This is a genomic window from Pseudomonas tolaasii NCPPB 2192 (assembly GCF_002813445.1).
GTDB lineage: Bacteria > Pseudomonadota > Gammaproteobacteria > Pseudomonadales > Pseudomonadaceae > Aquipseudomonas > Aquipseudomonas tolaasii.
In genome coordinates, this window is the sequence record NZ_PHHD01000001.1 from 1,358,412 (window position 1) to 1,383,127 (window position 24,716).

A 24,716-nucleotide genomic window follows, 5' to 3' on the forward strand; every position below is an offset into this window, starting at 1 on the left:
CCGCGTCCGGCTCGACGCTTCCTAGCATGGCGACGCCCCAGGTTTTCCCTGGGTTCGTTGCCACTCTTTCATGCCAGGAAGCGCCATGACTTCATCTGCTTCAACCGAACCCCAACACAGCCTCACGGACACGCTGATCGCGCAGATGTCCACCGGTCCCGCGTTTCGCGAAGTGGCAGCCATCTTGCTGCGTGAACAATTTCAGGCCCTGTACCCCACGCTGGACATCGACCCGAATACCGCTGTGGTCGGCACTCCGCTGTGGGACATCGAGGAAGACCAGGTCGTACCCGCCGGCTGCCATTATCAGGTGCTCACTGATGTTCTTGCCGTACAGTCAGTTTTGGCGGTGCCCACGCTTTACATCGAAGGCCAGCATTTTCTGACCCAACTGCCGATCATCGAACCGGCGGTCCACCTGCCGGTGCGCATCCTCGATATCGCCAGCATCCTCAATACCCTGGCCCCCGTAATATTGCGCGGTTACCAACAAGCCCAGCTGGAGTACTGGAACGCTGCCGAAGGTGATAGCGGCCCGCGTTGGCATGCTCTATCGGGCGTGTTGCGCGACCTCTGGAACGTGGAACAGATGCCTGGCTGGACCGCTGCAGATTGCCGAATGGCGCGCGAGCTTTTTCAAACCCCGGACGCGGCCACGCGCAAGCGAGATGAACCAGAGGCCGTTAGAGCCTATGTGGTGGATGTCGACCAGATCGATGAAGCGGGCAACACCACCCACCTTGATGAAAACCTGATCAGCGTGCTTATCGGCAAATCCGAGGGCCGCGAGGTGGTACTCACCCATTCGTTGATGTCGAGCTTCAAGAAGTACCGGTCCCTCGACGAGTTGGGCAAGGACCTGCCGCTGCTGGCGGCGCATAAAAAACTGGAGTGGCGCCTGGTCGAGCCTGAGGGTGATTTTTTCGACTACCTGGCCAGTACGTTCATCGCCATCCAGATCAGGGCGATTGGGGCCATCGACTTTTCCTACCTGCGTGAGGCGGATGCCTCGCAACACAGCCTGGCACAACCCCCCACGCCCCGCGCCAAACGAGACACGCCAGCCTTGAACCACTATGTTCAGGCCCTGCCCGAATGGCTCACCCGCGCGTCCGCTTCGGACCAGGACGCCTACTCGCGCCACCTCAAGGACCTGGCAACCTTGCACAGCGCCAACGAGGGCCGCACCTACGACGAAGGCATCAGCCCTCTCCAGCCATTTACCCTCGATCGGCTCAGCACCGAAATGCGCAAGGACCACCCGGACGTGCTCCCTCAGTGGCTGGGCGAGCTCGACATCGTAGTACGCAGCCCCGTGGTCTGGGGCACTTTCGCCGTGCCGGGGCAAATCGAGACGACGGTGTTCAGCCTGACCGAACTGGCGCTGCAAAACCTCATTGCCTTGCCATTGGGTATCAAATCCTTGCGCCTGCGCAATCCGCTTGCGTTACCGGACTGGCTGACCGTCGACTACCTGGAAAGTCTCGTCAGGCGCGTGGACATCGGCAGCACCTACCCGGCACTGATCCAGCGAACGCTGCTGGATAATCCGCAGGACTCCTCCCGCCGGCGCTCTCTTTACGCCCAGCACTTGCGCATTCAACTGCCGTTGCTGGCATTGCAGTGCAAATTGCGCGACGAAGGCGGCATTGATGAGCAAGGCTATGCGTATGTAAAAGCCGTGATGCAGACCGAACTTGCCGAACGCCAGGTCAAGGGCCAGCGCATTGTGATGCGTCCTCTGGCGTTCGTGCCGACCCGCCGCCAGGACAGCGCTGCGGATCAGGTCACCAATATGTTCGTGATCGGACCGGAAGACCCGAACACCGGCCCCTGCCTCCTCTACCGGCCGCTGCTGGACAAACCTCTTTCCCAGTTTCCATCGCAAAGCAATCTGCTTTACGCCTTGCAGCAGTCCAGAAGCCTGCGCGAGTCAGTACTGGCATGGCTGCCGGATAAAGTGCGCGATGATTATGCCCAATATGTGTTCCCGGGCGACCTGCCGTCACCCTGGGCGGTGGTCGAATTCCTGGCAGACCCCTTCAAGTTGTGGATCATGGGCGGGCCGCTGACGCTCGGCCAGGATACGATCGAGGATGACCTGTTCAGCGCACTGTACGACGCCAACGCCAACGCCCTGATCACCCTCGCCGACCGGCAATCGGTGTCCAACGCCGAAGCGCGCTGGGCCACGTTCAAGCGCGCCGGCTGGCTGATCTTCAACAGTGCATTGCCGTTTCTGGGGCGCACTGTCGGGGTGGCGGCCTGGATCTGGCAGATCATGGATCAACTGCAAAACGTGGTCGACGCCCATGAGCATCCTGAGCAGCAATCCACGTGGGCCGCATTCGTAGAACTGCTGCTTAACCTCGGTACGGCCCTTACCTTGCACAGCGTAACCCGCGTCGCGCCGCGCCTGCCGACGCCAGGCGAGCCTGTGGTTATGCCAAAGCAACCCTCTCCTCCAACGCCCGTCAGCATCACCCGGCTCACGCCGATTGCCTCGGATGCACTGATCACCCATGACCAACCGCTGCACGTCAGCGGCGCAATCAACCGAACGCCCGCGCGACTGGCCACCGTACTGGACAGCTTCATGGTGGCCAAACCCGATGCGCTGGGAGACGCCAACAGCGAACCTGGGGCCTATCATTTTCTGCACCGCGACGGGCAAGACTGGTACGCCCCGGTGGCACATCGCTGGTTCAAAGTGCGGGTCGACGAAAATGACGATGTGCAGATTGTCGACGCCATGCTCCCCAATCGTATCGGCCCTCTATTAATTCATAACAGCAGCGGCCAATGGTTTATCGACACCCGCCTGCGCCTGCGCGGTGGCGGGCCCAGGCTCCTGACCGCCAAGGCGCGCGTGGAAGCCAAACAAAAGGCCCAGCAATTGCGCGAGCGCCTGGAAGCCTTCGAGCGCGGCAAAAAAACCGCCCAGAACGAGCTGCAACAAGCCCGCCAGGCGTTGGACGCAGGGCCCTCCACGTCGGCCGACGCGCTCAGGAACACCTACATCCAGACCCTGGAGACCCAACGCACGGAGTACGAATCGGCCCTGCAAATGCTCAAGGAAATGAACGTCCACGAACCCAGCGCCGAGTACGCGCCCAAAGCCCTCAATTACATCAAGGCCCAGACCAGGCTGACTCAGGCCGTGCTCAGCGATATCCTCGCGCGCTTCACCCCCAAGTGGCGCACCGTGCACGATCAGATGCAGCGCCAGGTCGAAGTGCCGCAAGAACGCCACATCGAGGATTTCCGCGAAATGCGCGAACTGGCCGGCAAGCTGCTCGTGCAATTGGAATACATGCATGGCCGCTTCACCGAACTCAAGGGGCTGGCCAGGGATGGAGCGCTGCTGCTCAATACGCTCAAGGGCTCGATGCCGGTCTACACCCCCGACGACCTCAAGGCGATACGCGTATCACTGACCCGCAACTTGTGCCTGCCCGAGGCGAGCATCAAGCACACGCCGCAAGCCTGGGTGGCGATCGACCAGATTGTCGACACCGCCGATATCGCGATTCAGTGCCTGCGCGACACCCTGGAGGAGCGCAGTGACCGGCGTCTGGATGAACGCATTGACAGCCTGAGCAGCCTGATCGAACAGTTTCAATTGCTGGATGAACGCTTGCAGGATTTCCCGGTGGAATTTCCCGAGCAGGCCATTACCGACCAACTGCATGAACTGCGCGGTGAACTGACGGAGTTTCAGCGTCGCGCCACCAGCAATCTCGGCCTGCTGAGCCTGGAAAGAACCCAGGTCAGAGGGCGCCCCACCCCGCCGTCGACGCCGCCGCGGCCGAAGAAACAATTTATCCATACCCGCTACAACGGTGTGCTGATCGGTGAGCCGCGCCTGAGCAGCCTGGGCCTTGAAACCGGCCTGGTGGATATTCGCTCTCCCCTGACCCAGCAAGTGCTGGCTACTTATCATGAGAAGGCCAAGGGCGTCTGGGTTGTGCGCGACCGCACGCCACCGCCCTCCGCCGACCCCGTGGCAATGGATGTCCAGCAGAGCGCGGCTCAGGGCCAGGCATTGCTCAATGGGTTACCCGCGTTTCTCACACGGGCCCGCATCCATGCCAACCGCGTTGATCGCGCACCTTTCGGCATCGAACACATGTACCACCAGCATGCACGCCGCCTGGAGCTGGCCCGCCATGCGATTGAAAACGCCTTGACGCAACGCAATCTCGCCGAGAACGATGCTGGCTCGGCCCCCGCCAGTGCCATGACCAAAGCCCTCGATAGCGCCCTGGCCGACCTTTATCAGCAGAGCAATCAGTTGGTGCAACGCACGCTCAGGTTGCGCCCACCCACCGTCTCCGGCATTGAATGGCTCAAGCGGCACAATGTGGTGGCCATCAAAAAAACCCTGACCCGCCGTCGCATCAAATCCGCGAAGCCGGACTACCTGGACGAATACGTCATCAGCGACCGCGTCACGGGGCAAGTGCTGTGGTACGCGCACTTTCACTACAGCACCAGTTGGACGCCGGACAAGGCTTACCTCTGCGCCCGTCTGAAAACCCCGGAAGAGCACCGCCTGGGCGCCACCGCCGATTCCCCCAAGGGCCTGAACCACGCACAAACAATTGCGTTCTATCGCAGCGAGATCAGCCTGGAACAAGCGCGCGAGCTGTTTTTCGAACGCCCCAAATCCGAGTCTGGCCATTGATGACGGCATGTAACTTGCTGCGTCAGCACCCTACCCTGACGCCGGTTTCGCCATGCTGCATTCACACCTGACCACCCTCAACGCCGTGTCGCTGGTGTTGACCACCTTCAAGGACCAAGGCCTGGCGAGCGACGTGTTACTGGCGGGCAGCGGCATTGGCACGGCGGATTTGCGCCGTGCCGACACGCGCATCACCACCTGCCAGGAAATGCGCGTGTGCGCCAATGCTGTGGCCCTGCGACAAGACATCGGCCTGGAGCTGGGCCAGCGCATGCACGTGTCCTGCTACGGTTTGCTCGGCTATGCGCTCCTCACCAGTGCCACCTTAGGTGACGCCTTGCGCCTGGCGCTGCGCTACCCGGCACTGCTGGGAACACTTTTCGAGCTGAGCCTGGTGGAAGACGGCGAGCAAATCTGGCTGACTGCCGGCGACTATCGGGAGGATCCGGCGCTGGCGGCATTCAATGTGGAATTTTGCCTGGTGTCGATGAAAGTCATCTGCGATGACCTGCTCGGCCGCCCGTTGCCCTTGCGCGAAGCACGTTTCAACTACACGGCGCCGGTTTATCACGCACGCTATGCCGAGCGCTTCGAGTGCCCGCTGCGGTTCGACGCTTTGGTCAACGGTTTTGCCTTCGACCAAAGCGTGCTTGAACACCCCCTGCCCCTGGCGGACGCCATCACCCACCGGGCCATGGCCGAACGCTGCCGCAAGCAAAACTCGGAGTTCACCGGGCGCCAGGCCTGGCTCAACCGGGTGCGCCAATTGCTGGCCGACCAGTTGCACGCAGCCCCCGGTCTTGATGGCTTGGCTGCGCAGATGAATTGTTCCGCCCGCACACTGCGCCGGCACCTGCAGGCCCTGGGTTGCAGCTACCAGCAACTGCTCGACGAACTGCGCTTTGAAAAGGCCAAGCAGTGGCTGGCTCAAGACCAGATGCCGATCCACAAGATCGCCGAACAGCTGGGCTTCAGCGAAACCGCCAGCTTTCGCCACGCGTTTGTGCGCTGGAGTGGTGTAGCGCCCAGCCTGATGCGCCATTGAAGGGCGAATTACGGTCACGTTCTTTGGCCACATTTATCCCCTTCTGGCCGCTCCTGCCGTTTTCATGACGCCCGCTGAACGCAACACTGCAAAGCACAACAATGAGCCTGCGGGGAGCACCCATGCTGACGATCTACTCCGACGACCACCACCTGCACCACGGCCGCTGCGAACTGATGGACGGGCAACTGATGCCCTGCTTCGAAATGCCCTCGCGCGCCGACCATGTACTGCAACGGGTCAAAGACCGCGAACTGGGCCCGGTGCAGGCCCCGCAGGACTTCGGCCTGGCGCCCCTGCAACGCATTCACAGCCGTGACTACCTCGACTTCTTCAAAGGCGCCTGGGAGCGCTGGACCGCGTTCAACACCGACGGCGACCTGCTGCCCTACACCTGGCCCGCCCGCACCCTGCGCCGGGTATTGCCCACCAGCCTGCATGGCCAGCTCGGCTACTACAGTTTTGACGGCGGCGCGCCGATCACCGCCGGCACCTGGCAGGCGGCGTACAGCGCGGCGCAAGTGGCGCTCACCGCTCAGCAAGCCATCGCGCAAGGCGCACGCAGCGCATTTGCCCTCTGTCGCCCGCCCGGGCATCACGCCGCCAGCGACTTGATGGGGGGTTATTGCTACCTCAACAATGCCGCCATCGCTGCCCAGGCTTTTCTCGACCAGGGCCACAAGAAGGTCGCGATCATCGATGTGGACTACCACCACGGCAACGGCACCCAGTCGATTTTCTATGAACGCAGCGACGTGTTGTTCACCTCGATCCACGGCCACCCGGAAGCGGAGTTCCCCTTCTTCCTGGGCTACGCCGATGAGTTGGGCGAAGGCGCAGGCACAGGTTTCAACTTCAACTACCCACTGCCGGCAGGCTCAGGCTGGGACCAGTGGAGCGCCGCCCTCGAACAGGCCTGCCAACAGACCGAGCGCTACGACGCCGACATCCTCGTGATCTCCCTGGGCGTGGACACGTTCAAGGATGACCCCATCTCCCAGTTCAAGCTAGACAGCCCGGATTACCTGGCCATGGGTGCACGCCTCGCCCGCCTGGGCAAGCCCACCCTGTTTGTGATGGAAGGCGGCTACGCCGTCGAAGAAATCGGCATCAATGCCGTCAACGTCCTTGAAGGTTTCGAACAATCAGGAGCTACCCGATGAAAATGCTCGCCTCCCTCGCGCTGTGCGCCGCCGTGTTGAGCGGTGCGGTGCAGGCCGAAGAAAAAACCCTCAAGGTCTACAACTGGTTCGACTACATCACGCCCAAGGCGCTGGACGATTTCAAGGCGCAGAACCCCGCGATCAAACTGGTGTACGACATCTTCGACACCAACGAAGCGCTGGAAGCCAAATTGCTCACCGGCAACTCCGGCTATGACGTGGTGGTGCCGTCCAACGTGTTCCTGGCCAAGCAGATCGAAGCCGGCGTGTTCCAGCCCCTGGACCGCAGCCAGTTGCCCAACTGGAACCACCTCGACCCCAAGCTGATGAAGCTGATCGAGGCCAACGACCCCGGCAACAAATTCGCAGTGCCCTACATGTACGGCACCATCCTGATCGGCTTCAACCCGGACAAGGTCAAGGCCGTGCTGGGCCCCAACGCACCGGTGGACAGTTGGGACCTGATCTTCAAGGAAGAGAACATCAGCAAGCTCAAGCAATGCGGCGTGGCCTTGCTTGATTCGCCGTCGGAAATCCTGCCGCTGGCGCTGCAGCACCTGGGCCTGGACCCCAACAGCAGCAACCCCAAGGATTACGTCAAGGCTGAAGCGCTGTTGATGAAAATCCGCCCGTACATCACCTACTTCCACTCGTCCAAATACATGGCCGACATCGCCAATGGCGACATCTGCGTGGCCGTCGGTTATTCGGGCAGTTTTTCCCAGGCGGCCAACCGCGCCAGGGAGGCCAAAAATGGCGTGACCGTAGACATGCGCCTGCCCAAAGAAGGCGCGCCGATCTGGTTCGACATGCTCGCCATTCCCAAGGGCGCGCAGAACCCGCAGGACGCGTACACCTTCATCAACTATCTGCTGCAACCTCAGGTGATCGCGCCGATCAGCGATTTTGTCGGCTACCCCAACCCGAACAAGGACGCCACCGGGCTGGTCGACCCGTCGATCCGCAACAACCCCAACCTGTACCCGACCGAGGCGGCAATGGCGACGCTCTACACGCTCAAACCGTTGGGGCGTGATGCGGAACGGGCTCGCACACGGGCCTGGACCAAGATCAAGTCCGGCACCTGATTCAGCGCTGCCAGGCCTGGCGCAAACGCGCCAGAGCCTGGGCAATGCCCGCTTCCGGCACCGCGGCAAACCCGAGCACCAGCCCGGCGCGCTGATCTGCGGGGGTGGTCGACTCTGCCAGCCAGTAGCTGCTCAAACCATTGACTTCGACGTCCACCGCATGGGCCTGCTCAAGCAATTGTTGTTCACGGGCCAGGCTGTCCACGCGCACGGTCATGTGCAGGCCCGCCGCCACGCTGGGCAATTCGCCCATGCCCGGCAACCCGGCGGGCCAGCCGGCGATCAAGGCATTGCGACGACTCAACGCGGCGCGACGCATGCGGCGGATATGCCGCTGAAAATGCCCGGCCGCCATGAACTCGGCCATCACCGCCTGGGTGCTGACTTCGGAGTGGCGCATGTCCACCGCACGGCGCCGCGAGAACGCGTCCACCAGCCCTGCCGGCAACACCAGGTACCCCAGGCGCAGCGCAGGAAACGCCACTTTGCCAAACGTGCCGACGTAGAGCACGCGCCCGCTGCGGTCCAAAGCCGCCAACGGCGACAACGGCGCGCCGCTGTAGCGGTACTCGCCGTCGTAGTCGTCCTCAATGATCCAGCCGCCCGTACGCTCGGCCCAGGCCAGCAACTCCAGACGCCGCGCCAGGCTCATCACTACGCCCAGCGGATATTGATGAGAGGGTGTGACGTACGCCACGCGGCAGTCCTCCAGGGTATTGAGCACCTGGCACTCAATGCCATCGCTGTCGACCGGCACGCCATGCAATTTCGCGCCGGCCAGGGCAAACGCATGCCCGGCCGCGCGATAGCCGGGGTTTTCCACCGCCACCCCATCGCCAGGTTCCACCAGCAACTGTGCACAAAGGCTGATTGCCTGCTGCGCACCACTGGTGATCACTATTTGCTCAGCCGAGCACTGCATGCCCCGCGAGCTGCGCAAATAAGCCGCGATCAAACCCCGCAACCGCGCGTCACCCGCCGGGTCGCCATAGCAGAGCAGCTCCAGGTCCGGATTGCGCCAGAATGCCCCGTTCAGCTTGGCCCACACCTCAAACGGGAACAGATCGAACGCCGGCACGCCCACGCGAAATGCGCGAGGCGGCCCCGCGGGCGGCAGGGCCAGGTGATGGGTTTTTATCCGCGCCAGACCGCCGCTGTGGATAACTTCGTTGTCGAGATCTTCCGGCAAATGCGCCCATTTTGTGGATAAGGCTGGGGATAAGCCTGTCGATAACCCTGTGGACAGTTTTGTGGATAGTTTTTTTGCAGTGGGCAACTGGGCCACGTAAGTGCCATCACCGACCCGGCTTTCGATAAACCCTTCCGCGTACAGCTGGTCGTAGGCGCGTACCACGCTGTTGCGCGAGATCGACAACGCCGCCGCCAGATCGCGGGTGGCGGGTAGACGCGTGCCACTCACCAGCCGCCCGTCCAGCACGCGCTGGCGCAGCGCCTCATACAGCTGGCGCGCCAGGCCCTGGCGGCGATCCAGCTCAATCCCGGCAGGGTTAAAGGACAGTGGCGGCGTAATCGGCGACATATTGGACCTAAGAAATGGGTGCCAGATGGCTCTTTCAACGAACCATTAGCCTGCCTAGGATGCAGGCATTCGCCAAGGAATATTTCCATGTACACACCTCGCGCCTTTGCCCTCGACGATTTGCCCGAATTGCACCAACTGATCCAGCACACCCGCCTGGCGCAGTTGGTGACCTTCGGTGAGCAAGGCCTGCTGGCCAGCCATTTGCCGCTGTTGCTGAACCCCGACGAGGGCCCGAACGGCACGCTGTACGGGCACCTGGCCAAAGCCAACCCGCAGTGGAAAGACCTGCAGAACGGCGGCGACGCACTGGTGATTTTCGCCGGCGCCGAGGCCTACGTCAGCCCGGCGTTCTACCCGGCCAAGGCCGAGCACGGCAAAGTCGTGCCCACCTGGAACTACATCGCCGTGCACGCTTATGGCCAGGCCGAAGTGTTCAGCGACGCCGAGCGGCTACTCGGCGTGGTCACCGCGCTGACTGACCGCCATGAGCGCGGCCGCGCCCAGCCCTGGGCAGTCAGCGACGCCCCCGCCGATTACATCGAGGGCATGCTCAAAGCCATCGTCGGCTTCGCCCTGCCGATCGAGCGTCTGATCGGCAAACGCAAACTCAGCCAGAACCGCAGCCCGGCCGACATCGCCGGCGTACGCGAAGGCCTGGCCGCCAGCCCGGACGTGCGTGACCAGACCCTCGCGCGCTTTATTCCACAAGGAGTTTCAGAATGAGCCAGATCGACATCCGCCCCGTTACCGCCGCCGACCACGCCGCCTGGTTGCCGCTGTGGCAGGCGTATTTGAAGTTCTACCAAACCGAACTGCCGGACGCCGTCAGCCAAAGCACCTGGCAGCGCCTGATCGACGCCGGCGAACCGACCCATTCGGCGTTGGCCTGGCAGGACGGCACAGCGGTGGGCATGGTCAACTTCATCTACCACCGCTCCAACTGGAGCATCGAGAACTCTTGCTACCTGCAGGATTTGCTGGTGGACCCGGCCCAGCGCGGCACCGGTGTGGGGCGCAAGTTGATCGAATTCGTCTACGCCACCGCCAAGGCCGATGGCTGCGCCAAGGTGCACTGGCTGACCCACGAAACCAATGCCACGGCGATCCAGCTGTACGAGCGCATCGCCGAACGCCCGGGTTTCATCCAATTTCGCAAAGGCCTTTAAGGAGCGCAGCATGTCCACTTCCCTCGCTGACTGGAAAGGCGTCTCGGCGCCCACCGTGCAACTGCTCGAAGGGCGCTTTATCCGCCTGGAAAAACTCGACCCTGCGCGCCACGGCGACGACCTGTTCCAGGCCCTGCAAGGCCCCGGCGCCGACCCCAAACTCTGGGATTATTTGCCCTATGGCCCGTTCCCCGAGCGCGCCGCTTTTGACGCATGGCTGAACAACCATGCGATTCATAACGACCCGTACTTTTTCAGCGTGATCGACCGTGCCACCGGCCAGGTGCAAGGCATCCTCAGCCTGATGTCCATCGTCCCGGCCCAGGGCCGCATTGAAATCGGCCACGTCACCTTCGGCGCCCCCATGCAGCGCTCGCCGAAAAGTACCGAGGCCGTTTATTTGCTCGCCAGGCACGCCTTCGACCAGGGCTACCGCCGCCTGGAGTGGAAATGCAACAACGGCAACGCCCGCTCCAAATACGCGGCCGAACGCCTGGGTTTCAGTTTTGAAGGCGTGTTTCGCCAACACATGGTGGTCAAGGGCCAGAACCGCGACACCGCGTGGTATTCGATCCTCGACTCGGAATGGCCGAAGGTTGGCGCGGGGTTTGAAGAGTGGTTGTCTGAGGCAAACCAGAGCGGCGGCCAGGTGAAAAGCCTGGCCCAGTGCCGAGCCTGAGTTCCCCAAACACCATCAATCATTGTGGGAGCCGGGCTTGCCCGCGATAGCGATTCTTCAGCCAACATCTGTATTGCTGACACACCGCCCTCGCGGGCAAGCCCGGCTCCCACCTTGGATCTTCACTGAGTTCGGGCTTTGGGTATGGCCGCCCTGTCATCTACCCGACACATTCCTGCAACCCACCTCCGCTATACAGGTCGCCTCGTTTCTTATAACAAGGTCGCCTGCCATGCCCCCGTCTCCCCATCGCCTCGCGCTCGCCATCACTTTATTGGCCGGCAGCGGCTTCGTCGAAGCGGCCGTTGCTCCGCCAAAAAACCTGCAGATCAACACCCCCACCACCACCGGGCAGACCCTGGGTGGCAGTGATGCGTTGACCACTTCGGCGGCGGGCAGCATCACCACGTCGGGCGTGGCGGTGACCTTGAAGGATGGCACCAGCGGCGCGGGCGTGGTGATCACCAACGCGGGCAAGCTGGTTTCCAGCGGCGGGCGTGGCATCGACAGCTCCGGGTCTCTGACCGGGGCGCGCAACTACAGCATTTATAACCTCGCCGGCGGCGTGATCCAGGGCGCCAATGACGCGTTGCGCATCAACAGTAACTTTGCCAGCGGCAGCTTGTTGATCGACAACAGCGGCACCATACGCTCGGCCACCGGCCAGGGGCTGGACCTGGATGCGATCCGCAGCAGCAACGTCACCACGACGATCATCAACCGCGCAGGCGGCCTGATTCGCGGCGATGCCAGCGACGGCATGAAGACCGGCGGCAACGCCAGCATCACCAACTACGGCGAAATTTCCACGGGCGACACCTTCTCCCGCGACGACAAATTCGACGGCGTGGACATCGACTCCGCCACCGGCGTGACGGTGACCAACTACGGCCTGATTTCCGGCGGCCGCCACGGCATTACCACCGACCTGGGCGCCACGCTGACCAACTACGGCACGGTGATCGGCCGTAACGGCTCGGGCTTCGGCTCCGACGGCGACGGCACGGTGATCAACCATGGCACCATCACCGGCGCCTTCTCCGGGCTGCAACCGGATGGCGACGGCGACGGCGTGGACATCGACAAAATCGCCCACATCGAAAACTACGGCGTCATTCAAGGCGTCGGTGCAGGCGGCGTGGACAAGAACGGCTTCGCCAACGGCAGCGAAGGCATCGCGCTGGGTGGCGGCTACGTGTACAACGCCAGCGGCGCGCTGGTCAGCGGCGCCAACAACGCAGTGCTGGTGGACGACGGCAGCGACGGCCCCGGCGTTGCGGCAACCACCCTGGAAAACCACGGCACCATTCAAGGCCTGAATGGCTTTGGCGTGAAGTTCGTCGGCAACTTTGCCGACACCGTGATCAACGGCGGCACCATCAGCGGCAGCAACGGCCTGGCCCTGGATTTGGGCGGCGGCGACGACAAACTGGTGTTGCTCGGCGGCAGCCGCTTCGTCGGCCTGGTGGACGGCGGTGCCGGTTATGACCGCGTGACCATGGACGACCGGGCCGGCGGCAGTTTCGGCAACAGCCGCAACTTCGAATGGCTGGACGTGAAACAGGGCACCTGGACGCTGACCAGCCAGGGCGATTTCAGTGATGGCGGCGAGATTTTCAGCGGCGCCAAGCTGATCAACCAAGGCAGCATCACCGGTAACCTGAGCGTCGATGCCGGCGGTACTTATGCCGGCGGCGGCTCGGTGGGCAGTCTGGTGGTCAACGGTACCTTGCAGACCAACACGGCCTTGGGCACCGCAACCGTTACCCGCGACCTGACGATGGGCAGCGGCTCGACCCTGGCCTATGGCGTGAACGCCGACGGCAGCAGCGCGCCGGTTCAGGTCGGCGGCACCGCTTACCTCAATGGCGCCACGCTGGCCGTCAACCCCGGCCCTGGCACTTACCCGTGGCAGAGCCATTACACGGTGCTGCAAGCCGGCAGCATCAATGGCAAGTTCGGCAACGTCACCAGCGACTATGCCTTCCTCACGCCAACGCTGGACTATAGCCCGACGCAGGTGGGCCTGAGCTACACGCGTAACGACGTCAACTTCAGCCAGTTCGCCAGCACCGCCAACGGCAGCAATGCCGCCAATAGCCTGGCGAGCCTGGGCAAAAACAACACGCTGTATAACGCCCTGCTCAACACCACCAACGCCACCGCCGGCGCGGCCATCGAACAACTGGCCGGCAGCAGCACCGCCAACCTCACAGCCGCGGCCCTCGGCGCCAGCGCCCAAGTGGGCAACAGCATGCTCGCAGCCATGCATCAACTGGGCGGCGGCGCGGGCTTGCTGGTGGGGCTGGATCAAAAAGATACGCCCGTACTCGCCGCCACCGGCGTGCCAAGCGATGCCCGCAACCTCAACGACCCCAATGCGCGTGGCCGTCTGTGGCTGCAAGGTATCGGGAGCTACGGCAAGCTCGACGGCGACCACGGCAGCAATGGCCTGACTCAACGCACCAAAGGTACGGTGCTGGGCGCCGACTGGGCGCTGGATAACGAATGGCGCCTCGGCGTGCTGGGCGGTTACTCGAAGACCGATCTGGATACCACCGGCGTCGACGGCAACGTCGACAGCTGGCACGCAGGCATTTACGCGCTGCGCCAAAGCGGCCCATTGGCCTTGCGCCTCGGCGCGGCTTACAGCGGGCACCAGGGCGACAGCAAACGCACGGTCACCTTCAACGGGTTCAACGACCGCCCCAAAGGCGACTACGACGCCAACAGCCAGCAAGCCTTTGCCGAACTCGGCTACGCGCTGGGCAGCGGTCGCCTGAGCGCCGAGCCATTCGCCAGCCTCGGCTACCAGCGCTATCAGCGCGACGGCTACACCGAAAAAGGCGGCGCCGCCGCACTGCATGTGGACGGCCAGACCCAGGACAATTTCAGCAGCACCTTCGGCCTGCGCCTGGCGCACCTGAGCCAGCTGGGCAATGGCGTAAGCCTCACGCCGCGAGTCAGCGCCGGCTGGAAACACACCTACGGCGACGTCGACAGCAACACCCGCCAGGCTTTCCTCGCGGGCGGCACGGCGTTCAACGTCGAAGGCAGCGCCCTGGACCGCGACAGCCTGTTGCTCGAGGCCGGGCTGGATGTGGGCTTGTCGGCACGCCACAGCCTGGGCCTGGGCTACACCGGCGAGATCGGCAGCAACAGCCGTAACCACGCGTTGGTGGGCCAATGGCAGATGAGTTTTTAATCGCGCCGCACTAAAGACAACTCCCGCAAACCGGGGGGCACTGGCCTGACAGTTATCAGCCCGCCACCTCGCTAAATTCCCGGCCTCATCCATCAGAGGTCGGGAATTCATGCCCTTTACACGACACACAATCGCACTCGTGATCAGCCTGGCAGCCACCGCTTGCCTCCAACAGGCACAAGCGCGCGCACCGTACAGCCCGCCTGAAAGCTACGATTTGTTCGATGAGGATTGGCTGTACACGCCGACCACCCAGGCCGCTCCCATCGACGGTTCGCTCACCCCCAAAGCCACCACCCACAATGGTCTGCAAGCCGCGCGAGTGCTTGAACCGGCGCTGAGCCGGCTGCTGCAATCGGGCCAATTGAGTTCAGAGCAAATCAAACGCCTGGAAAAAATGGCTGCTCAACTCAATCAACAACCCGGCGGAATGGGCGCCGCCCTCGAACAGCTGGCGGGCAGCCAACACGCCAACCTGGCCGCCGCGACACAAAACACCACCCGGCAAATCGCCCAGCACTTGCTCTCAACCCTGCGCACACTGCCCGATGACGACGACGGCCATTTCTGGGTGCAAGGCTTGAGCAACGATGGCAGCCTCAAGGCCGGCCCGAAATACGGCACCCAAGGCCTGATACTAGGCGCCGACTGGGCGCTGGACCACGCCTGGCGGGCGGGCGTGATCGGTGCAAAGTCCACCAGCAAACTGGATGCGCAACGCTTCGCCGCCGAACTGGACAGCTGGCACCTGGGCGGTTACGCGGTGCGTCGTGACGGCCCGCTGGCCCTGCGCCTGGGCGCGCTCTACAGTAACCATGGCGGGCAAAACACGCGCAACGTCGAGCTGCCCGGCCATAAGGACACGCTCAAGAGCACCTATGACGCGTCCAGCCAAACCCTGTTTTCGGAACTGGGTTACCACCTGGGCGATGCCGACCTGAGCATCGAACCTTTCGCCGGCCTCGGTTACCAGCGCTATCACCGCGACCGCTTCAAGGAAAACGGCGGCATGACGGCACTGAATGTCGGCCCGCAAACCCAGCAAAACCTGAGCAGCACCCTCGGCCTGCGCCTGGCCACGGTGTACCGCTTTGACCACCGGATGAGCCTCACCCCCCATATCAGCACGAGCTGGAAACACCTGTACGGCAACGTCGACAGCCAGGTGCGCCAGTCCTTCAACCACGCCGCGCTGCGCTCGGACGAGTTCACCATCAACGGCACTGCACTCGACCGCAACAGCTTGAATCTGCAGGCCGGGCTGGACCTGGCGCTGTCCACCGAGCACAGCCTGGGCCTGGCGTACAACGCGGAAAAAGGCAGCCACAGCAGCAGCCATGGCCTGATGGGGCAATGGCAGATGCGCTTCTAATCTGGCCAAATCGCGGGCAAAAAAAAGGGGGGCACCTGCCCCCCCGAGGATTAAGCGGTAGTGTCGAAGGCTGGATCAGCCTTCGATTTCAATCAGGATTTCACCCGGGTTGACCCGGTCGCCCTTGGCCACATGAACGGCGGTCACCTTGCCGGCAATCGCTGCCTGCACTTCGGTTTCCATCTTCATGGCTTCGGTAATCAGCACGGCCTGGCCGGCCTTGACCACGTCGCCTTCCTTGACCAGCACGTCGACGATGTTGCCCGGCATCGCCGTGCTGACATGGCCCGGCGCGGTGGCGTGCTTGCGCTTGCTGCCGCCGCTGCTGACGAATTCGTTGAGCGGTTCGAACACCACTTCTTCGGGCATGCCGTCGATGGACAGGTAGAAGTGGCGCTTGCCTTCGGCCTTCACGCCGACACCGGTGATGTCCACGCGGTAGCTTTCACCGTGCACGTCGATGACGAACTCGGTCGGTACGCCTTCGCCACCTGGGCGAGCCACGCCGCCAGCTTCAGGAATCGGCAACAGCACTTCCGGCGCCAGGGTGCCGGCGTCGCGTTCCTCGAGGAACTTGCGGCCGATGTCCGGGAACATGGCATAGGTCAGCACGTCTTCTTCGGACTTGGCCAACGCGCCGATTTCGCCGCGCAGCTTGGTCATTTCCGGCTTGAGCAGGTCAGCCGGGCGCACATCGATCACTTCTTCGCTGCCGATGGCCTGGCGGCGCAGTTTCTCGTTTACGGTACCCGGCGCCTTGCCGTAGCCGCCTTGCAGGTAGAGCTTCACTTCGTTGGTGATGGTCTTGTAGCGCTCACCGGCCAGCACGTTGAAGAACGCCTGGGTGCCGACGATCTGCGAGGTCGGGGTGACCAGCGGCGGGAAGCCGAGGTCTTCACGCACACGCGGGATTTCGGCCAGCACTTCGCTCATGCGGTTCAACGCGCCCTGCTCTTTGAGCTGGTTGGCCAGGTTGGAGATCATGCCGCCCGGCACCTGGTTGACTTGCACGCGGGTGTCGACGGCGGTGAATTCGCTTTCGAACTGGTGGTACTTCTTGCGCACGGCGTAGAAGTACAGGCCGATCTCTTGCAGCAGCTCCAGGTCGAGGCCGGTGTCGAATTCGCTGCCTTTGAGAGCGGCGACCATCGACTCGGTGCCCGGGTGGCTGGTGCCCCAGGCGAAGCTGGAGATGGCTGTGTCGATGTGGTCGGCACCGTTTTCAATGGCCTTGAGCTGGCACATCGCGGCCAAGCCGGCGGTGTCATGGGAGTGGATGAAAATCGGCAGGGTCTGCTCGGCTTTCAGCGCCTTGACCAGCTCGCCGGTGGCGTACGGGGTCAGCAGGCCGGCCATGTCCTTGATCGCGATGGAGTCGCAGCCCATGGATTCCAGTTGCTTGGCCTGGGCCACGAACGCTTCGACGGTGTGCACCGGGCTGGTGGTGTAGGCGATGGTGCCCTGTGCATGTTTGCCGGCGGCTTTCACCGCCTCGATGGCCACGCGCAGGTTACGCACGTCGTTCATGGCGTCGAAGATGCGGAACACGTCGATGCCATTCACGGCAGCCTTGGCGACGAAGGCCTTGACCACGTCGTCGCTGTAGTGGCGGTAGCCCAGCAGGTTCTGGCCGCGCAGCAGCATTTGCAGGCGCGTGTTGGGCAACGCGGCGCGCAGTTTGCGCAGGCGCTCCCACGGGTCTTCTTTCAAAAAGCGCACGCAGGCATCGAAGGTCGCGCCGCCCCAGACTTCCAGGGACCAGTAGCCGACTTTGTCGAGCTTGTCGCAGATCGGCAGCATGTCGTCGGTGCGCATGCGGGTCGCGAGCAACGATTGGTGGGCATCGCGCAGGATGGTGTCGGTGACAAAGATTTTCTTGGACATTGTTGTATTCCTCACAGGCCTGCGTGGGCGGCGATGGCGGCGGCGATGGCCAGGGCCAGCTCTTCGGGTTTGCGCTTGATCGAGTAATTGGTCAGCTCAGGATGGCTTTCCACAAAGCTTGTATTGAACTGGCCGCTGCGGAATTCCGGGTTGCGCAGGATTTCCTGGTAATAGGCGGCGGTGGTCTTCACGCCTTGCAGGCGCATGTCGTCCAGGGCACGCAGGCCGCGGTCCATGGCTTCTTCCCAGGTCAACGCCCACACCACCAGTTTCAGGCACATGGAGTCGTAGAACGGCGGGATGGTGTAACCGGTGTAGATCGCCGTGTCGGTGCGCACGCCGGGGCCGCCGGGCGCGTAATAACGGGTGATCTTGCCGAAGCTCGGCAGGAAGTTGTTCTTCGGGTCTTCGGCGTTGATGCGGAACTGCAACGCGAAACCCCGGTGCTGAATGTCTTCCTGTTTCACCGACAGCGGCAGGCCCGAGGCGATGCGAATCTGCTCGCGCACGATGTCGATGCCGGTAATTTCTTCGGTGATGGTGTGTTCCACCTGCACGCGGGTATTCATCTCCATGAAGTAAACCTCGCCCTCGGCGAGCAGGAACTCCACGGTACCGGCGTTCTCGTAGCCCACAGCCTTGGCCGCGCGCACCGACAGGTCGCCGATGTAGGCGCGCTGTTCCGGGGTCAGCTGCGGGCTTGGGGCGATTTCGATGAGCTTCTGGTTACGACGCTGAATCGAGCAATCGCGCTCGAACAGGTGCACCACGTTGCCGAAGCTGTCGCCGAGGATCTGCGCCTCGATGTGCTTGGGGTTGACGATGCATTTTTCCAGGAACACTTCCGCCGAACCGAACGCCTTGGTGGCCTCGGAAATCACGCGGGGGAAGGCTTGTTCGAGTTCTTCGCGGCTGTTGCAACGGCGAATGCCACGCCCGCCGCCACCCGAGGTGGCCTTGAGCATCACCGGATAACCAATGCGGTCGCCTTCAGTCAGGGCTTCATGGATATCGGCGACGTTGCCTTCGGTGCCGGGGGTGACCGGCACGCCAGCCTTGATCATGCTGCGGCGCGCTTCGGTCTTGTCGCCCATGCGGCGGATGACTTCAGCGGACGGACCAATGAACTTGATTCCACGTTCGGCGCAGATATCTGCCAGTTCGGCGTTTTCCGACAGGAAACCGTACCCCGGGTGCAACGCGTCACAACCGGTTTCCACGGCCAGGTTCACCAGCTTGCGCGGGTTCAGATAGCCGGCCAGTGGCTCGGCGCCAATGCTGTGGGCTTCGTCGGCACGTTTGACGTGCAGCGCATGGCGGTCGGCGTCGGAAAAGACCGCGACCGAGCGAATGCCCATCTCGGCGCAGGCACGCACGATTCGTACGGCAATTTCACCACGGTTGGCGATCAGGATCTTTTTTATCACTTGGAAATTCCCTTGAGCCGATTGCTGCGTTCTACGACCTTCTGGATCCGGGTCGGCGCGTGACTAAATGTTTCATGACAGTCGCGAGACACACACTATGCGCACCGCAGGATTAACAAAAATCAATAATTATTGGGTCGTGTATAAGCAAAGCCTTATAGTTGGCGCAACGGTTGTCGGCAGAAGGGTTTAAATAATGCGTAAGTCATTGATGCGTATGACATTGCGTCAATTGCAGATTTTCAATGAAGTGTGTGATTTGCGCTCCTACAGCCGCGCCGCCGAGGAAATGTCCCTCACACAACCGGCCGTCAGCCTACAGATTCGTCAGCTGGAAGAGCTGATCGGGCAACCGCTGTTCGATTACGTCGGCAAAAAGCTCTACATGACCGAAGCCGCCGAAGCCTTGCAACGGGCCAGCCGCGATATCTTCGGGCGCCTGGAAAACCTCGATATGCAGCTCTCGGACATGCAGGGTTCGCTGCAAGGCCAGCTGAAACTGGCGGTTGAATCCAGCGCCAAATACTTCGTGCCGCACCTGTTTGCCGCCTTCAAGCGCCAGCACCCGGAGGTGCAATTGCACCTGACCGTAGTCAACCGTGCGCAGGTGATTCGCAGGCTTTCAGACAACCGCGATGACCTGGTGATCATGTCCATGGTGCCCCAGGACATGGGCCTGGAATTCCTGCCGTTCCTCAACAACCCGATTGTCGCCGTGGCGCCACCGGACCACCCCTTGAGCCTGCAAGGCCCGCTGCGCCTGCAGGATCTTGAACCCTACACGCTGCTGCTGCGCGAACCAGGTTCCGGTACGCGGCTGGCGTGCGAGGAGTATTTCAAGGAAAAACGCGTGCACTTCACGCAGACGGTGGAAGTGGCCTCGGCCGAGGCGCAGCGTGAGTGTGTGAACGCAGGGTTGGGCGTGGCGTTGCTGACGCGCCACGCGGTCAACCTGGAGCTGGCCACCGGCGGGCTCAAGGAGCTGCCGGTGGAAGAACTGCCGCTGTACCGCAGTTGGTGCCTGGTGCAAGCCAAGGCCAAGCGCTTGTCACCGGTGGCCCATGCGTTCCTGGGCTTTATCCGCAGCGAACGGGTGCAGATCAGCGCGCTGGCTGAGCGCTTCGCTGGGCAGCCACGGGTGCCTGCCAATGGAGTTCCGGGTAGTCACTGATGCTCTGGAGCAATTGGCGCTCTTCATAACGGTCTTCGATGGCGCGACGGAACGCCATGCGGCGCTGGTCTTCCTGCTGACGGCGGGTTTTTACGGCGCTGTTGCTGTCTTCGTAGGGACGGGTCATGTCGAGTCTCCCAATGCGAGTACGGGGAGTACAGGATGGGCGCGGGGGATGACGGTTTGGCGGCGCGGGGATGACAGGACGATGAATGTTGCGAAGTTGTGATCGTTCCCACGCTCCGCGTGGGGATGCAGCCCTGGACGCTCCGCGTCCCGCGACGCAGAGCGTCGCAATAGACACTCCCACGCGGAGCGTGGGAGCGATCCAATTCAAATCAGTCGTCGAGGGCTTTGACGGACTTGGGTGACAACCGCAGGCTGCGCAAGCTGCGCTTCACGCTCTTGAGGTGGTTGACCAGGCTGGGCCCGCGCGCCATGGCTACGCCCATGGCCAGCACGTCGATCACCACCAAGTGGGCGATGCGCGAGGTCAACGGCGTATAGATTTCGGTGTCTTCATGCACATCGATCGCCAGGTTGACCGTGGACAGCTCCGCCAACGGCGTCTGGCTCGGGCACAGCGTGATCAACGACGCGCCGCTCTCACGCACCAGGTTGGCGGTGATGAGCAAGTCCTTGGAGCGCCCGGACTGGGAAATGCAAATGGCCACGTCGGTGGGCTTCAAGGTCACCGCCGACATCGCCTGCATGTGCGGGTCGCTGTAGGCCGCTGCGGTGAGCAGCAGGCGGAAGAATTTGTGCTGGGCATCCGCAGCCACGGCGCCGGACGCACCAAAGCCATAAAACTCGACGCGCTGGGCCTGGGACATCGCCGTGACGGCCTTTTGCAGCTCAACCGGGTCGAGCTTTTCGCGCACTTCCATCAGCGTGTGCAGGGTGGTGTCGAAGATTTTCAGGCTGTAGTCGGCGACCGAGTCGTCTTCATGGATCGCAAACTGCCCGAAGCTCGCACCGGCGGCCAGGCTCTGGGCCAGCTTGAGTTTCAAGTCCTGGAAACCCGAGCAGCCGATGGCGCGGCAGAAGCGCACGATGGTCGGCTCACTGATGCCCACGCTGTGGGCCAGGTCGGCCATGGAACTGTGCATCACGGCCGCAGGGTCAAGCAGCACGTGGTCGGCAACCTTGAGTTCCGATTTGCGTAACAGGTGGCGCGACTGGGCGATATGTTGCAACAGGTTCAAAGGGCAGGACTCTTGTTATTGGCAGACGCCAGGGATGTAGCAAGCTTGTAGTTATACTACAAGAATTGCCGTTTTGCCCGTCCGATGCATCACTAAATCGCCCGGATGCCCTCTGATTCAGCGGGCAGGCGCCATGTAGCCACAAAGGCGCCCCGGCCGGCCTCAGGGAAAATCCGGATTTTTCCGTAACAATTCCGCCAACCCTTCGGCCTGCATCGGCCGACTGATCAGGTAGCCCTGCACCTCGTCGCAGCGCTCGCCGCGCAGGAAATCCAGTTGCTGCTGGTCTTCCACACCTTCGGCCACCACCTTGAGCGCCAGCCCGTGGGCCATGGCGATGATAGCGCGGGTGATGGCGGCGTCTTCCCGGCCCTGGCCGAGCCCGCGAATAAACGTCTGGTCGATCTTCACGTAATCCACAGGGATGCGCTTGAGGTAGCTGAGCGATGAATAGCCGGTGCCGAAATCGTCAATGGCCAGCTTCACGCCCAGGTCGCGCAACTGCTGGAACGTGGCAATGATGTGCTCCACGCTGTCGAGCAGTTGGCTTTCGGTCAGCTCAAGCTCCAGGTATTGCGGGTCGAGGCCGGTTTCTTCGAGCACCTGGCGTACCAGGCTGACCAACTTGCCCTGGCGCAACTGATGCACCGAGAGGTTCACCGACACCCGAATCGGCGCCAGCCCCTCACGTTGCCACTCGCACGCCTGCCGGCAGGCCTGACGCAACACGAACTCGCCCAGCGGCACGATCAGGCCGGTCTCTTCGGCCAGGCCGATAAAGTCCCCCGGCGGCACCATGCCCCATTGCGGGTGGTCCCAGCGCACCAACGCTTCGGCAGCGTTCAGCTTGCCGGTGGCCAGACACAGTTTGGGTTGGTAGAACACCGTGAGCTGGCGCTCGTCAATGGCTTTGCGCAGGTGGTTTTCCAGTTGCAACCGCTCAAGGGTGCTGGCTTGAAGGCTGTCGGTGAAGAACTGGAAATTATTGCCGCCCAGGTGTTTGGCATGTTGCATGGCCATGTTCGATTGGCTGACCAGCGCGGAAATTTCCCGCGCATTATCTGGCAGCAGGCTGACCCCCATCGAGGCGCTGACCACCAGCTCATGCCCTTCCACCGTCACCGGCACGCGCAGCTTGGCGAGCAGCCGCGTGGCCACCCGCGCAAGGCTGGAAAGGCTGCCGTAGGCGTCGAACAGCACCGCGAACTCGTCGCCGGACAGCCGCGCAATGGTGTCGGCTTCGGGCAAAGCGTTGATCAACCGGCGCGCCATTTTTTGCAGCAATTGGTCAGCCACTTCATGGCCCAGGCTGTCGTTAAGCAGCTTGAAACGGTCGAGGTTGATGTGCAGCAACGCCAGGCTGCGCCCGCCCTGGCGCACGCGCGCATGGGCCTCGCGCAGGCGTTCGCGGAACAGCGAGCGGTTGGCCAACCCGGTCAGCTCGTCGTAGTGCGTGAGGTAGCGCATGCGTTCTTCAGATTCACGCCGAGCAGACAGATCGGCGAAGAAGCCCACGATATGGCTGACTTTTCCCCGCACATCGCGCACGACATTCAACTGCAGCCATTGCGGGTACAGCTCGCCGTTCTTGCGCGTTTCCACCAGCTCGCCTTGCCAGGTGCCGTGGCTGAGCAACGCTTGGCGGATCACCGGAAAATGGCGGCGCGCGTCGCGGCTGCTGGGCAGCTCGACGACGTTGCGGCCAATCATGTCGTCGATTTCAAAGCCGGTGACGCGGCTGAACGCCTGGTTTACGGCGATGAGCACGTAATTGGGGTCGAGGATCACGATGCCTTCGCTGGCGGCCTCGAACACGGTCGAGGCCAGTCGCTGTTGTTCTTCCAGAGCCTTGTCGGCGCTGATATCACGGCGGGTGCCGAGCATGCGTGTGACCCGGCCGTTCGGCGCGCGCTCCACGGCGCGGCCCCGGTCCTCGATCCACACCCAATGGCCGTCGCCATGGCGCACGCGGTATTCCACCTGATAGTCGTCGCTGCGGCCTTTAAGGTGTTCCACCAGCGCGCGCTTGAGCAACGGCAAGTCTTCGGGGTGCAGGCGCGGCTTGAGGTGGCTGAGCATCGCCGTGACGTACTCGGGTTCCAGGCCGAACAGCTCTTTAAGCTGAGTGTGATGGACTTCGTCGGTTTGCAGGTTCCAGTCCCACAGCCCCAGCTCACTGGCTTGCAGGGCCATGGCCAGGCGTGCTTCGCTTTTATTCAGGGCCAGGCTGGCGGCGTCCAGCTCCTGGCTGCGCTGCGCCACGCGGTCTTGCAGGCCGGTTTGCGCGTCACGCAGTTCCTGTTCGACCTGACGGCGCTGCTCGACTTCGCGCACCAGCTCCTGATTCAGTTGCTCGCTGCGCTGTTGCGCCTGCTGCAGATGCTCGATCAAGGCCTGGTTTTGAAAACGGCGCAATAGCCCTCGCTGGATCAGGCGGTTGACCTGCCACGCCACCAGGCTCAAGGAGGCGAGCAGGATCAGCCCCAACACGCCCCAGCCTTGCTGCTGCGAGGTGCCGTCCCAGAACAGATAAATAATGGCCGGCACCAGGCACGGCACCGCAAAGGACAGAAACGCGGGCAGGCTCACGGCGTAGGCCACGCTCGCCGACAGCGTCGCAGCGCCGATCAGGCCAAATACCCAGGCCTGCTGCATAAAGCTGTTTGCCGGTACCAGCGCGATGGCGGCGGTGGCCAGGGTCAGGCCGCTGATCGCCGAACCGAGCATGAACATGCGCCCCCACACCGGCTGAGCCTGGCGGCTGGGCATCGCCGAATCAAAGGCAGCCACCTGGATCACGCGCAGCGCCACCAGGGCCAGCAGCCAGACCAGCCAGATGCTGTCCAACAAATATTGCTTTGGGTTCCACAGCAACCAGGCGCAGACCAGGCCGTTGACCAACATCAATAGCGTCGGCAGCAGTGAACCTTGATACAGCAGGCGAGTGCGTTCGACCGCCATCTCGGTTGCGTAATGTTTGCGGATGACTTGCGCAGGCGCCGCCGAGGGGCCGAGCAGGTCGGTACTGAGGGTCATAGGCAGTGTTCTTATAATGGTGAGCCCGAAACGTGCACGGAGCAT

The 24,716-nt window shown here is 62.6% G+C and carries 16 protein-coding genes; 10 read left to right on the top strand and 6 right to left on the bottom strand.

The genetic code is table 11. The features are described from left to right. Positions 1 to 85: 85 nt before the first annotated feature. The 4 genes from ATI14_RS06385 to ATI14_RS06400 all read left to right on the top strand — a co-directional run bounded on the left by ATI14_RS06385 (position 86) and on the right by ATI14_RS06400 (position 7,983). A complete protein-coding gene (locus ATI14_RS06385) occupies positions 86 to 4,687 on the top strand; it encodes a dermonecrotic toxin domain-containing protein (RefSeq protein WP_016971690.1) in 4,602 nt (1,533 codons plus the stop codon). Between the two features lie 52 nt (positions 4,688 to 4,739). Beyond that, a complete protein-coding gene (locus ATI14_RS06390; RefSeq protein ID WP_016971691.1) occupies positions 4,740 to 5,732 on the top strand; it encodes an AraC family transcriptional regulator in 993 nt (330 codons plus the stop codon). Between the two features lie 122 nt (positions 5,733 to 5,854). Then, positions 5,855 to 6,895, top strand: a complete 1,041-nt coding sequence (locus ATI14_RS06395) for a histone deacetylase family protein (RefSeq protein WP_016971692.1) — start codon at positions 5,855 to 5,857, stop codon at positions 6,893 to 6,895. Then, positions 6,892 to 7,983, top strand: coding sequence for a polyamine ABC transporter substrate-binding protein (locus tag ATI14_RS06400; RefSeq protein WP_017253514.1), 1,092 nt, complete (start codon positions 6,892 to 6,894; stop codon positions 7,981 to 7,983). The genes ATI14_RS06395 and ATI14_RS06400 overlap by 4 nt, the downstream gene beginning before the upstream one ends. Before the next feature lies 1 nt (position 7,984). Here ATI14_RS06400 and pdxR read toward each other — a convergent pair whose 3' ends face one another. Next, positions 7,985 to 9,523, bottom strand: coding sequence for a MocR-like pyridoxine biosynthesis transcription factor PdxR (gene pdxR / locus ATI14_RS06405; protein WP_016971693.1), 1,539 nt, complete (start codon positions 9,521 to 9,523; stop codon positions 7,985 to 7,987). An 87-nt stretch (positions 9,524 to 9,610) separates the two neighbouring features. On the opposite strand from pdxR, the gene ATI14_RS06410 reads away from it, so the two are divergent. The 5 genes from ATI14_RS06410 to ATI14_RS06430 all read left to right on the top strand — a co-directional run bounded on the left by ATI14_RS06410 (position 9,611) and on the right by ATI14_RS06430 (position 15,948). Then, the gene (locus ATI14_RS06410) at positions 9,611 to 10,249 is read left to right on the top strand and encodes an FMN-binding negative transcriptional regulator (RefSeq protein ID WP_016971694.1); all 639 of its coding nucleotides are present in this window, start codon (positions 9,611 to 9,613) and stop codon (positions 10,247 to 10,249) included. Beyond that, positions 10,246 to 10,692, top strand: a complete 447-nt coding sequence (locus ATI14_RS06415) for a GNAT family N-acetyltransferase (protein WP_016971695.1) — start codon at positions 10,246 to 10,248, stop codon at positions 10,690 to 10,692. The genes ATI14_RS06410 and ATI14_RS06415 overlap by 4 nt, the downstream gene beginning before the upstream one ends. A gap of 10 nt (positions 10,693 to 10,702) precedes the next feature. After that, entirely contained in the window at positions 10,703 to 11,371 is a 669-nt protein-coding gene (locus ATI14_RS06420) for a GNAT family N-acetyltransferase (RefSeq protein WP_016971696.1), read from the top strand. A gap of 232 nt (positions 11,372 to 11,603) precedes the next feature. Next, on the top strand, positions 11,604 to 14,576 hold the full coding sequence (locus ATI14_RS06425; protein ID WP_016971697.1) for an autotransporter outer membrane beta-barrel domain-containing protein: 2,973 nt from the start codon (positions 11,604 to 11,606) through the stop codon (positions 14,574 to 14,576). Between the two features lie 109 nt (positions 14,577 to 14,685). After that, complete coding sequence (locus ATI14_RS06430; RefSeq protein ID WP_031319842.1) at positions 14,686 to 15,948, top strand: autotransporter outer membrane beta-barrel domain-containing protein; 1,263 nt, start codon at positions 14,686 to 14,688, stop codon at positions 15,946 to 15,948. 75 nt (positions 15,949 to 16,023) lie between these two features. On the opposite strand, the gene oadA is transcribed toward ATI14_RS06430, so the two are convergent. Together oadA and ATI14_RS06440 are read right to left on the bottom strand one after the other, a co-directional pair. Beyond that, on the bottom strand, positions 16,024 to 17,832 hold the full coding sequence (gene oadA / locus ATI14_RS06435; RefSeq protein ID WP_016971699.1) for a sodium-extruding oxaloacetate decarboxylase subunit alpha: 1,809 nt from the start codon (positions 17,830 to 17,832) through the stop codon (positions 16,024 to 16,026). An 11-nt stretch (positions 17,833 to 17,843) separates the two neighbouring features. Beyond that, the gene (locus ATI14_RS06440) at positions 17,844 to 19,259 is read right to left on the bottom strand and encodes an acetyl-CoA carboxylase biotin carboxylase subunit (RefSeq protein WP_016971700.1); all 1,416 of its coding nucleotides are present in this window, start codon (positions 19,257 to 19,259) and stop codon (positions 17,844 to 17,846) included. A 196-nt stretch (positions 19,260 to 19,455) separates the two neighbouring features. Between ATI14_RS06440 and ATI14_RS06445 the strand changes: the two genes are divergently transcribed. Then, on the top strand, positions 19,456 to 20,430 hold the full coding sequence (locus ATI14_RS06445; RefSeq protein WP_016971701.1) for a LysR family transcriptional regulator: 975 nt from the start codon (positions 19,456 to 19,458) through the stop codon (positions 20,428 to 20,430). Here ATI14_RS06445 and ATI14_RS06450 read toward each other — a convergent pair. From ATI14_RS06450 to ATI14_RS06460, 3 genes are all read right to left on the bottom strand, one after another. Then, entirely contained in the window at positions 20,360 to 20,557 is a 198-nt protein-coding gene (locus ATI14_RS06450; protein ID WP_080520294.1) for a PA3496 family putative envelope integrity protein, read from the bottom strand. The two genes, ATI14_RS06445 and ATI14_RS06450, sit on opposite strands and share 71 nt — an antisense overlap. A 211-nt stretch (positions 20,558 to 20,768) precedes the next feature. After that, entirely contained in the window at positions 20,769 to 21,635 is an 867-nt protein-coding gene (hexR, locus tag ATI14_RS06455) for a transcriptional regulator HexR (RefSeq protein ID WP_003177007.1), read from the bottom strand. Between the two features lie 162 nt (positions 21,636 to 21,797). Further along, positions 21,798 to 24,671 carry an EAL domain-containing protein gene (locus ATI14_RS06460; protein WP_016971703.1) on the bottom strand — a complete coding sequence of 958 codons (2,874 nt, stop codon included), beginning with the start codon at positions 24,669 to 24,671 and terminating at the stop codon, positions 21,798 to 21,800. Positions 24,672 to 24,716 lie beyond the last annotated feature (45 nt).

What these genes read in the sequence shown, in the direction of transcription:
- ATI14_RS06390 (WP_016971691.1), top strand. Translation starts at nt 4,740, where the DNA reads ATGCTGCATTCACACCTGACCACCCTCAACGCCGTGTCGCTGGTGTTG.
- ATI14_RS06450 (WP_080520294.1), bottom strand. Translation starts at nt 20,557, where the DNA reads ATGACCCGTCCCTACGAAGACAGCAACAGCGCCGTAAAAACCCGCCGT.
- ATI14_RS06425 (WP_016971697.1), top strand. Translation starts at nt 11,604, where the DNA reads ATGCCCCCGTCTCCCCATCGCCTCGCGCTCGCCATCACTTTATTGGCC.
- ATI14_RS06430 (WP_031319842.1), top strand. Translation starts at nt 14,686, where the DNA reads ATGCCCTTTACACGACACACAATCGCACTCGTGATCAGCCTGGCAGCC.
- ATI14_RS06420 (WP_016971696.1), top strand. Translation starts at nt 10,703, where the DNA reads ATGTCCACTTCCCTCGCTGACTGGAAAGGCGTCTCGGCGCCCACCGTG.
- oadA (WP_016971699.1), bottom strand. Translation starts at nt 17,832, where the DNA reads ATGTCCAAGAAAATCTTTGTCACCGACACCATCCTGCGCGATGCCCAC.
- ATI14_RS06410 (WP_016971694.1), top strand. Translation starts at nt 9,611, where the DNA reads ATGTACACACCTCGCGCCTTTGCCCTCGACGATTTGCCCGAATTGCAC.
- ATI14_RS06385 (WP_016971690.1), top strand. Translation starts at nt 86, where the DNA reads ATGACTTCATCTGCTTCAACCGAACCCCAACACAGCCTCACGGACACG.
- ATI14_RS06460 (WP_016971703.1), bottom strand. Translation starts at nt 24,671, where the DNA reads ATGACCCTCAGTACCGACCTGCTCGGCCCCTCGGCGGCGCCTGCGCAA.
- ATI14_RS06415 (WP_016971695.1), top strand. Translation starts at nt 10,246, where the DNA reads ATGAGCCAGATCGACATCCGCCCCGTTACCGCCGCCGACCACGCCGCC.
- ATI14_RS06400 (WP_017253514.1), top strand. Translation starts at nt 6,892, where the DNA reads ATGAAAATGCTCGCCTCCCTCGCGCTGTGCGCCGCCGTGTTGAGCGGT.
- ATI14_RS06445 (WP_016971701.1), top strand. Translation starts at nt 19,456, where the DNA reads ATGCGTAAGTCATTGATGCGTATGACATTGCGTCAATTGCAGATTTTC.
- pdxR (WP_016971693.1), bottom strand. Translation starts at nt 9,523, where the DNA reads ATGTCGCCGATTACGCCGCCACTGTCCTTTAACCCTGCCGGGATTGAG.
- ATI14_RS06395 (WP_016971692.1), top strand. Translation starts at nt 5,855, where the DNA reads ATGCTGACGATCTACTCCGACGACCACCACCTGCACCACGGCCGCTGC.